Genomic DNA, 9,379 nt, shown 5'->3' with positions numbered 1-9,379 from the left:
AATGCTGCTAAAAATGGTAAAAGAGTAGTGGTACAAATCGAACTTCAGGCCCGTTTTGATGAAGCTTCAAATATTTCGTATGCAGAACAAATGCAAATGGAAGGAATTGAACTTATTTTTGGAATGAAAGGTCTTAAAGTACATAGTAAAATATGTGTAATAGAAAGATTGGAAGAAGGTAAAAATCGTCGTTATGGATTTATTTCTACAGGAAACTTCAACGAGTCGACTGCTAAAATCTATACAGACGTAACGCTTTTAACTTGTCACCAAGGAATTTTAAAAGACACTTCAAAAATATTTGAGTTTTTCGATATCAATTACAGAGTGCATCGATATAAGCATTTAATCGTATCGCCTCATTATACAAGAACCAAATTTATAAAACTGATTGATCGCGAAATTCTTCACGCGCTTGCAGGCAGAAAAACGCACATAAAGTTAAAAATGAATAGTTTATCTGATTTTAAAATGATTGATAAATTATACGAAGCAAGCAATGCAGGAGTAAAAATTCAGCTTCAAGTAAGAGGAATTTGCTCTTTAATTCCTGGAATTCCTGGAATGAGCGAAAATATTGAAGCAATAAGTATCGTAGATAATTACTTAGAACATTCGAGAGTATATATTTTTGGAAATGCCGGTTTAACCGAAGTTTATATTTCATCTGCCGATTTTATGACTAGAAACCTAGATGCAAGGGTAGAAGTAACATGTCCGATTTATGATCTTGAAATTAAAAAAGAACTAATCGATAACTTCAATATTGGCTGGAAAGGAAATGTAAAAGTAAGGTATCATTCTTATAAATTAGATAATAAATATAAGCCAAAAAATCATCATGCCCCATTTAGAGCACAGTTTGAGACCTATAAATATTATCAAAATAAAGTAGCAATACTAGATGAGGTTCCTCAAAAAGTAAATTAATAATAAATACCAATTTTCAAATCATAAAGTGAGCATGATTAACATTAGGAAGTTTGCAGCGATAGACATCGGTTCGAATGCCATGAGGCTTTTGATCGCTAACGTTGTGGAGCAAGAAGGAAAAGAACCGCAGTTTAATAAAAGTTCCCTTGTTCGTGTGCCAATTCGTTTAGGACAAGATGCCTTTACGGTTGGAGAAATTTCACAAGAAAATATAGATCGAATGGTTGATGCCATGAAAGCATTTAATCTTTTGATGAAAGTACATAAAGTGGAGCGTTATATGGCATTTGCAACTTCTGCAATGCGTGAAGCATATAATGCAAAAGAAGTCGTGGCTTTGATTAAGAAAAAAGCAGACATAAAGATTGAAATTATTGACGGTAAAAAAGAAGCGGCAATTATTGCTTCAACAGATTTGCATCATTTAATTAAATCTGACGAAACGTATCTTTTTGTTGATGTTGGAGGTGGAAGTACTGAGTTTACTTTGTTCTCTGACGGAAAAATGATTACTTCAAGATCGTTTAAAGCAGGAACAGTTCGTTTGCTGAATAATATGGTACATGATGTTGTTTGGGATGAAATCGAAAAATGGATTAAAACCAACACGGCAGATTATGATGAAGTAACGTTGATAGGTTCTGGAGGAAACATCAATAAGTTGTTTAAAATGTCTGGCAAACAACAGGAAAAACCACTTTCGTACATTTATGTTAACTCTCAGTATGCTTTCTTAAATTCGTTGACATACGAACAAAGAATTGCTGAATTGGGATTAAACTCTGATCGTGCCGACGTAATTATCCACGCAACTCGTATTTACCTGAATGCAATGAAATGGAGCGGCGCACGCCAGATTTATGTTCCTAAAATCGGACTCTCTGATGGTATTGTAAAAGCAATGTATTACGGTAAAATTTAATATTTATATTTTTTTAAATGAACAAAGGTAGGCTAGAAGCTTTTAGTGATGGTGTTTTGGCAATCATTATAACCATTATGATTTTGGAAATCAAAGCGCCAGAAGGACATCAGTTTGAAGATTTAAAACCGCTTATTCCTAAGTTTTTAAGTTATATTTTAAGTTTTATCTATGTTGGAATATACTGGAATAATCACCATTATTTATTGCACGGATTGTCAAAAGTAAACGGAAAAGTGTTATGGAGTAATTTGCACTTTCTTTTCTGGCTTTCACTAATTCCTGTTTCTACCGCTTGGATGGGAGAACATAATTTCGAGAAAGCAGCAATGTCGCTGTATGGTGCCATTCTATTTTTGTCTGCAATTTCATATGTAATATTACAGTACACGATTATGTGTAGTGAAGGTGATGATTCTGCTTTGAGAAAAGTGCTTAAAAGAGATTTTAAAGGCAAAATTTCTTTAGTTTTATATGTAATTGGAATTGTTGCAGCATTTTATAATCAATGGATTTCTGGCGCTGCATATTTTATTGTGGCAATGTTATGGCTTATTCCAGACAAAAGAATCGAGAGAGTTTTTGCTTCTAACGAATAATTTATGAAATCTGTTTTTCAATCCATTCAGAATTTTTCTGCTGATGAATTAAGTCATTTAGATGATTTAATTACATTTCGAACATTGAAAAAAGGAGAGCTTTTATTGACTGAAAATCAGATTTGCAACGAAATAGTTTTTATAGAAAAAGGAATTCTCCGTTCCTTTTTTGTTAATCATAAAGGTGACGAAATCACCAATTGTTTTGCTTTTGAAAATGAATTCATGGCGTCTTTTGCGAGTTTCATAACAGAAGAAAAAGCAGAAGAAAATATTCAGGCTTTAACCGATACAAAGCTTCAAGTCTTAAATAGAAAAGCTCTTGAAAAACTATATAAATTAGGGTTCAATTGGCAGGAAACAGGACGGAAATTGACCGAAATAGAATTTGTAAATCTCCATAAAAGAATGATTTCCTTTCAAAAGTTGTCAGGCGCAGAACGTTATAGAGAATTGTATCATAATCATCAAAAATACATTCAGTTAATTCCATTGCAATATTTGGCTTCTTACTTAGGAATTACGCCAAGACATTTAAGCCGAATTAGAAAAGCGGTTTTATAGGACATTTGTCTAGTAAAAGAAAATGTACGAATAGTATTTTTGGAAAAACATTTATATGAAAAAAATACTGATTATAAACGGACATCCAAATGCTGAAAGCTTCAATTTCGGAATTGCTGAAGCGTATAAAAATGGAGCGATCACTTCTGGCGCTCAAGTAGAAATTATAACTATTGCCAATTTAAACTTCAATCCCAATCTTCAGTTTGGTTACCAAAAACGAACCGATTTAGAACCTGATTTATTAGAATCGTGGGAGAAAATAAAAAAAGCCGATCATTTGGTTTGGATTCATCCTGTTTGGTGGGGTGGACTTCCAGCGATAACAAAAGGTTTTATTGATCGATTATTTTTACCAGGAATGGCTTTCCAATATCGCGAAAATTCTGTTTGGTGGGATAAATTACTGAAAGGAAAAACGGCTCATATCATTACAACTCTAGATCAGCCAAGTTGGTATTATAGATTGGTTTATGGTAGACCAAGCGTTAACCAGTTAAAGAAATCGACTTTGGAATTTTGTGGAATAAAACCTGTGAAAGTAAGTTATATTGGAATTGTAAAAGGTTCTAATCAAGAGCAAAGAAAAAAATGGCTTGAAAAAGTTTACACCTTCGGGCTCAAGAACAAATAAAATTTTGTTCCAAATTATCAGAATAAATTACCTCCTTAAATTAAAGATTTATATCCAATCCAAATGTAGTACGCAAAAGTTCTATGTTTGGGTTGATTTCTAAGAAACGATTGTATCGATCTTGATCGTTAAGAGCTCTTACTGCTTTAATCTCTTCGTTTACAATTACTTCAATTGTAATATCATGATTATGTAAGTGACCTTTTAAATGTCCTAATAAACCATTCATCTGCCCCTCAAAATCCAATTTAGAACCTTCATTTGGCAGTTCATAAGAAATTGTTGTGCCATTTAGAACAGGATCGCTAATCAATAGAATCGATTCCATAATCTTAAGGCCTTTTTGTCCTAAACGTTCCGCATATTTGTTCCAGTGTAGGCGCATATCGGTTTCGTTAAATTCTTCAGTTAAATAAGCAGTGGTAGGTTTAACATACGTCTTGCCGCTGGCTTCCATTTCTTTTTTCTTGCGGATACTAGCAAGAGAAAAAGCAGAAACCTTAGGAGCACCGTTTGGTTCTGTTGTTGGAGTTTCTGGAGTCTGAACTTTTGGAGTTTCTGCAACTTGTTGTGGTTGAGATACAGAAGTTTGATTTTCTGTTACAGCTGGAGAAGTTTGACTCTCAGTTGCTACAGAACTTTCGATTTTGGCCTTTGGGCTTTGGACTTCAACAATAGAATAGCCTCCGTTTTTAAAGTAAACGGGTGGAATTATGAATTGCTCAACTTTTTTTTTTCTCCATCAAAGTTGATAGAGGCTAATTGCATCAAGCATAATTCAACTAAAAGTCGTTGATTCTGGCTTAATTTGTATTTTAAATCGCAGTCGTTTGCAATGTCAATTCCTTTTAATAAAAACTCCTGCGAACATTTTTGAGATTGAACTGCATACATTTGCTGTGCTTGTTCTCCAACTTCTAATAAAACAATAGTTGAGGGTGTTTTGCTTACTAGCAAATCTCTAAAATGAGAAGCTAAACCAGCAATAAAATGATGTCCGTCAAAACCTTTAGCAAGAATGTCATTGTAAGCTAATAAAAGCTTTGGAATTTCATTTTCTAAAAGTAAATCAGTAATAGAAATATAAGTTTCGTAATCTAAAACGTTTAAGTTTTCAGTTACGGCTTGACGTGTTAAATTTGTTCCGCAGTACGAAACTACACGGTCAAAAATAGACAAAGCATCACGCATCGCACCATCTGCTTTTTGAGCAATAATGTGTAAAGCATCATCTTCAAAAACGATTCCTTGACTTTCAGCAACATCTGCTAAATGTTCTTTAGCATCTTTTACTGTAATTCTTTTGAAATCAAAAATTTGACAGCGAGATAAAATCGTTGGAAGGATTTTATGTTTTTCTGTTGTTGCCAAAATAAAAATAGCATGTTTTGGCGGTTCTTCTAACGTTTTAAGAAAAGCGTTAAAAGCGGCCGAAGACAACATATGAACCTCGTCAATGATATATACTTTGTATTGTCCTGTTTGTGGCGGGATTCTAACCTGATCGATAAGGTTACGAATATCATCTACAGAGTTGTTTGAAGCAGCATCTAGTTCAAAAACGTTAAATGCAAAATCTTCGGTAGGATCGTCATATCCAGGCTGGTTTATTTTTCGAGCCAAAATACGAGCACATGTAGTTTTACCAACTCCACGTGGTCCTGTAAATAAAAGAGCAGAAGCTAAGTGATTGGTTTCAATGGCATTCAACAAAGTGTTGGTAATGGCCTTTTGTCCCACAACATCCTTAAAGGTCTGCGGGCGATATTTACGTGCCGATACTACAAATTGTTCCATGTTCTCTTTTATTGGATAGCAAATATAGGCTGAAAATTACCAAATCACAAATCTGAAAATCATAAAAAAGAAAAGTTTTTTAAAGAGCTATTTTACTTTTTTGGGAGATAATTTTTAAAAGAAACTTTATAAGATTTTATCAGTTTTTAAGGCTCAAATATAATTTTTTCAAATTCATAGTAAAGAGATTTTCTAGATATTTTTTATAGATAATAACAGGAATTATTGATAATGAAGTTGTTGAAATAATAAATAGAAAATTTTGATAAAATATATTGTTTTCAAAGGAAAAATTATTTAAAGTTATAAAGCTGAAAACAAACATCTGGCAAAGGAATATTTCGTAAGAATATTTTCCCAGTAAGATAAAAAAATTACTTATTAAATTATTGGGTTTCAAAAAATAGATTCTTTTTAAAAGTAAGAACACCAAAACGGTATAAAAATATGAAATCCATGTGTGACCTCTCCACCCACTAAAATAAAAGAAAGGTTCAAGATTTATATCTGTATAAGCTACAAAAAGAGAATACGCTGCACCTATTATTGCTAGTGAAACGACTAAAAATGTGATTTTAATATCAAACTTTTTGACAATGCATGCTAAATACAATAAGAAAATGTATCTGTAAAAAGCTAATCTATATAAAACTTCGGGTATATGTAAAAAGCTACTAAGAATTTCAAGAATTAAACATATAATTAGAAATATTATAAAAGAGTAGTGTAATGAAACTCTATCTATAATTTTTATAATTAATGGTAAAAAGAACCAGGCTTGTAGGTAAATCCAAGGGTAATATGAGCCAGGACCGATTCCTCCTGATAATATCATTCCTTTTATTGAAAAATCATTTTTAAGAAAATAATATAATATAACTTGAATAACCAAAACAAAAAAAAATGGCTTAAAAATTCTATCAATGACTTTTGCAAATGAATCCTTCGAATAGTAGTTTTTAAGCAATTTACCACGTTGAAAACTAGAATAAGTAAGATAACCTGTGATAAAGAGAAACAAAGGCACAGCTTGACCGATCCAAAGTGGAGAAACGATATAGTAATTTGGCATACAATGCAACAAAACAACAGATAAAGAAGCAATACCTTTTATATAATCAATGTAAAAATTTCTTTGTGTGTCAGCCATGTTAGGTCTTTTTTCTATATTTGTCAAGTTCTTGCAAACATAGAAAAAAAATGAAAAAAATGCTAAAGTTAATAGTAACATTATTTATTCTAAATTCTTTATTAGCATGCTCTCAAGAGACTATAAAATATACAGAGGCTAATAAAAACTATATTAAATTTTCACATTTAGGAGAAGATGTTGTTAATGATACTATAGATTTGTCGAGTGATGGTTCGACACAGAAAAAGTTATTATTTGATCAAGATTTAGCTATGCAGGACTTATCATTTTCTACTACATTTGAAATTTTAGCAAGTGATTCAATTAGTATTTCAACTGGAATGACAATGGGTTTTATAAAATTAACAAAAAATAAGATCTCATTATATCAAAGTTCTAAGAATTATCAAGGAACAATTTTAAATGAACAATTTGAGTTGCCTGATTTAAAAACAGGAGTTAAATATGAAATAGGTTTTCATAAGACAATTTCAGGAATCGTTTTTTTTCTTAAAAGTAATTTAACTTTATTTGAAAAGAAATACGAAATTGATTCAAATATTTTTCAAAACATTATGACCGGGAAACCTTTTTTTACGCTTGATATAGGAAGTGTAAAGATTTATAAATCAATTTTAAGTTCGGGATACAGTAAAGTTCCCAAAGTTAATGTGCTAGGAGACTCTTTTATTCAAGGTGTTGCGCTTAATCAATTTGGAGTTAGTCTTAGTAAAAGATGGTGTGTAAAATTAGCAAATAACATCGGTATCCAAAATTGTTTTATAGATGGGCAAGGAGGGATTAAAGCCTCAAAAGAATGGGTAGACCGACTAAAATTAGAGTGTTCTTGGTTTAAATCTAAATATGTGATTTTAAGTATTGGAACAAATAATTATGATAATATTTCGCAATACATGTCAAGTATTAAACAAGCTATTGGCTTTTTAAAAAGTAATGGACAGATTCCTATTCTTGTAACTGTTACCCCGAGATCTACTTTTAATTATAGTTCGACAGCTAAAAATATTAATGATTGGATTAAAAGGAGTGGGGAAAGATATGTTGATTTTCATAAGGCAGTTACAGAAGAAAACGATGCTTCCAAATGGAAAGAGGGTTATGTTTTCTCTGATGGTATTCACCCTACTGTTATGGCTTATGACGCGATGTATGAGCAACTAAAAAAAGATTGCCCCTATATATTTTATTGATTAATTGAAATTGGATTGCTAATTGAGTAGCTTTTTTTTTGAGAGTATTTTTAACTATTCAAATTATTATTTACTGCGAAACTTATAAAATTTATTCTAATATCATATAACTCGTTGATATTTAATTTGTTTAATTTTAATGAGTTAATTATTAAATCGTATCATTATGAAAATTAGATCAATTTTATTAGGAATGAGTCTCACTGTTTTTTTGGTGTCTTGTAAACCCAGTGATGCCGATATTGAAAGAGCAATCAGTGAAAAATTAAATGATCCAGATATTCAAGTTGTAGTGCATGAAGGAGTGGCTACAATTACAGGTGTTTGTGATGATGAAATGTTCAAAAAAAATATTGGAAAAAGCGTAAAAGCAACCAAAGGTGTTAAATCTGTAGTTAATACTTGCGAAATAGAACAAGCCAATCAGGAACCTGCTGCAGCTACTGTTGTAATTAATTCAGATACTGATTTAGACAAATCGGTTAGTAAAGTTGTAGACGCTTACGATGGTGTCAGTGCAACTGTTGTTGGCGGTATTGTTACACTTTCGGGTGAAATTAAAAGAGACAAATTGCAGCCTTTAATGCAAAGTATTCAGGAATTGCATCCTAAGAAAGTTGACAATAAATTAATCATTAAATAAGGTTGTTATGAGTTTACAAGATAAATATAAAGAGGTCACAGATTTGGCATCCGAATTAGGAATCGAAAATTTACAAGTAAAAGAGCAGGATAATGTGCTTTATATTGACGGAAAAGCAAAATCTGCAGCAGATAAGGAAAAGCTTTGGAATGCTTATAATACTATTGATCCTGATTTTAGATCGGCCGATTTGGTTATGAATATCGAGGTTGAAGAAGGCGTTTCAAGAGAATATACAGTTGAAGTGGGAGATTCTCTTTCGAAGATTGGAAAAGCATACGGAGTTTCTTGGCAGGATATTTTTGAAGCGAATAAAGATATTATTTCAAATCCGGATTTAATTAAGCCAGGATGGAAATTGAAAATACCGACAATTTAATTTTTTATTGCAAATAAACATAAGCTCTTATTATATGCCATTCCTAGAAAGGTTTAAATTTCGTTTCTAGGAATGACATAGATTATTTAATATTTTTTTTGTTCTCATTTTTTTACTTGATTTTCTAACGTCCTCGAATACTTAAATCAAATAAAAACTTCGCTGTTTCCTGATCTGAATCGGCTGAAAAACCAGCGACATAAACTCCCTTTTTACCCGAAGTCGATTTAATTCCGTATACAACTGCCTCATCCGCTGGGTCTGACTCACCCTCGTATCGATACACATGAACAATTTCAAATTTCTCAGGATTCTTTTTAATCGCGTCTGAATTTCGATTAAAATCGCACGTAAATCCTTTCTCATTCAATTGATCTAAAGCCTTTGAAACAGTTGCGTAATGATACATTCTTTTCATGATAAACTGAATTTAAATTATAGATTTTTAAAGATAACTATTTTAAAATTAAAAAGTTATGATAAAATTCATAAAATCTGAAATTTAAAATCATTATTGTTAGTTCTTAAATCGCTACTTTTGCAGCGCAGACCGCCTTATCGTCGT

Annotated in this window: 11 protein-coding genes and 1 pseudogene; 8 read left to right on the top strand and 4 right to left on the bottom strand. The window is 31.8% G+C overall.

Annotated elements, in window-relative coordinates; translation table 11 throughout:
* The 5 genes and pseudogenes from B3J44_RS11305 to B3J44_RS11285 form a co-directional block, all read left to right on the top strand.
* Nucleotides 1-930, top strand: a pseudogene (locus tag B3J44_RS11305) (polyphosphate kinase 1); the annotation flags it as partial.
* 34 nt (nt 931-964) lie between these two features.
* The gene (locus B3J44_RS11300) at nt 965-1,855 is read left to right on the top strand and encodes a Ppx/GppA phosphatase family protein (RefSeq protein ID WP_125723695.1); all 891 of its coding nucleotides are present in this window, start codon (nt 965-967) and stop codon (nt 1,853-1,855) included.
* A 17-nt stretch (nt 1,856-1,872) separates the two neighbouring features.
* Complete coding sequence (locus B3J44_RS11295) at nt 1,873-2,454, top strand: TMEM175 family protein (protein ID WP_286968537.1); 582 nt, start codon at nt 1,873-1,875, stop codon at nt 2,452-2,454.
* Between the two features lie 3 nt (nt 2,455-2,457).
* Nucleotides 2,458-3,018 carry a Crp/Fnr family transcriptional regulator gene (locus tag B3J44_RS11290; protein WP_286968536.1) on the top strand — a complete coding sequence of 187 codons (561 nt, stop codon included), beginning with the start codon at nt 2,458-2,460 and terminating at the stop codon, nt 3,016-3,018.
* 55 nt (nt 3,019-3,073) lie between these two features.
* A complete protein-coding gene (locus B3J44_RS11285; protein WP_286968535.1) occupies nt 3,074-3,652 on the top strand; it encodes an NAD(P)H-dependent oxidoreductase in 579 nt (192 codons plus the stop codon).
* Nucleotides 3,653-3,692: 40 nt separating this feature from the next.
* Here the strand turns inward: B3J44_RS11285 and B3J44_RS11280 are convergent, their stop codons facing one another.
* The 3 genes from B3J44_RS11280 to B3J44_RS11270 form a co-directional block, all read right to left on the bottom strand.
* The gene (locus tag B3J44_RS11280) at nt 3,693-4,109 is read right to left on the bottom strand and encodes a DNA polymerase III subunit gamma/tau (RefSeq protein ID WP_198856267.1); all 417 of its coding nucleotides are present in this window, start codon (nt 4,107-4,109) and stop codon (nt 3,693-3,695) included.
* Between the two features lie 254 nt (nt 4,110-4,363).
* Nucleotides 4,364-5,449: a DNA polymerase III subunit gamma/tau gene (gene dnaX, locus B3J44_RS11275; protein ID WP_286968534.1), complete on the bottom strand. Its 1,086-nt coding sequence runs from the start codon at nt 5,447-5,449 to the stop codon at nt 4,364-4,366.
* 139 nt (nt 5,450-5,588) lie between these two features.
* Nucleotides 5,589-6,599, bottom strand: a complete 1,011-nt coding sequence (locus tag B3J44_RS11270) for an acyltransferase family protein (protein ID WP_286968533.1) — start codon at nt 6,597-6,599, stop codon at nt 5,589-5,591.
* 50 nt (nt 6,600-6,649) lie between these two features.
* Here B3J44_RS11270 and B3J44_RS11265 point away from each other — a divergent pair, with 50 nt between their 5' ends.
* The 3 genes from B3J44_RS11265 (at nt 6,650) to B3J44_RS11255 (ending at nt 8,814) form a co-directional block, all read left to right on the top strand.
* Nucleotides 6,650-7,792 (top strand): SGNH/GDSL hydrolase family protein, encoded by a 1,143-nt coding sequence (locus tag B3J44_RS11265; RefSeq protein WP_286968532.1) that lies wholly within the window; start codon nt 6,650-6,652, stop codon nt 7,790-7,792.
* Nucleotides 7,793-7,958: 166 nt separating this feature from the next.
* Nucleotides 7,959-8,435, top strand: coding sequence for a BON domain-containing protein (locus B3J44_RS11260; RefSeq protein ID WP_286968531.1), 477 nt, complete (start codon nt 7,959-7,961; stop codon nt 8,433-8,435).
* Nucleotides 8,436-8,442: 7 nt separating this feature from the next.
* Complete coding sequence (locus tag B3J44_RS11255; protein ID WP_286968530.1) at nt 8,443-8,814, top strand: LysM peptidoglycan-binding domain-containing protein; 372 nt, start codon at nt 8,443-8,445, stop codon at nt 8,812-8,814.
* A gap of 124 nt (nt 8,815-8,938) precedes the next feature.
* Here B3J44_RS11255 and B3J44_RS11250 read toward each other — a convergent pair whose 3' ends face one another.
* Entirely contained in the window at nt 8,939-9,232 is a 294-nt protein-coding gene (locus B3J44_RS11250) for a hypothetical protein (RefSeq protein WP_198856264.1), read from the bottom strand.
* Nucleotides 9,233-9,379 lie beyond the last annotated feature (147 nt).

The organism is Flavobacterium sp. UBA4854 (assembly GCF_002399805.1).
Taxonomy (GTDB): Bacteria; Bacteroidota; Bacteroidia; order Flavobacteriales; family Flavobacteriaceae; genus Flavobacterium; species Flavobacterium ginsengisoli.
This window is presented reverse-complemented; position numbering and strand designations above follow the sequence as displayed.